Raw genomic sequence first — 470 nt, 5'->3', positions numbered from 1 at the left:
GCCCCGCCGCGTAGACGCCGTGCGGTGCCGCGCGCATCGCCAGGCCGTCGCTCCACGCGTGCCGGTGCTGGGCGGTGATCGGCGAGGCCAGGCCGCGGCGCAGGTTCTCCAGGGTGCCGCGCTCGCTGAAACCGGCGCCGCGGAACGGCCCTTCGTCGCGGTCGGCGATCCACACGTGCCAGGCCGCCTCGACGTCGCCGGTGGTGAGCGCGGCGCCGTACCGCGCCAGCAGCAGGCCGGACAGGATGGCGTACTCGGTGTCGTCGGTGCCCGCCGGGTCCTCGGTGACGAAGTCCTCGATACGGCCCCAGCGTTGGCGGATCTGCGACGGCTTCATGTTCTCGGCCGGCGCCCCGAGGGCGTCGCCGACGGCCAGCCCGGTGAGCGCGCCGCGCGCGTGGTCACGGGGACTGCCGGGTACGGGGCGGGGGCGGCGGATGCCACCCGGCGGCGGGGCGAGTGCCGTGCCG

The 470-nt window shown here is 77.0% G+C and carries 1 protein-coding gene; it reads right to left on the bottom strand.

From position 1 onward, the window contains the following. On the bottom strand, nt 1–439 hold a 439-nt coding region (locus tag AC13HU_RS38110), incomplete at its 3' end, for an ADP-ribosylglycohydrolase family protein (protein WP_483046571.1). Between the last annotated feature and the right edge of the window lie 31 nt (nt 440–470).

The sequence above is a fragment of the Streptomyces sp. NH27 genome (assembly GCF_056859195.1).
The sequence above is the reverse complement of the archived record's forward strand: the minus strand, read 5'-3'. Positions and strand labels throughout refer to the sequence as shown.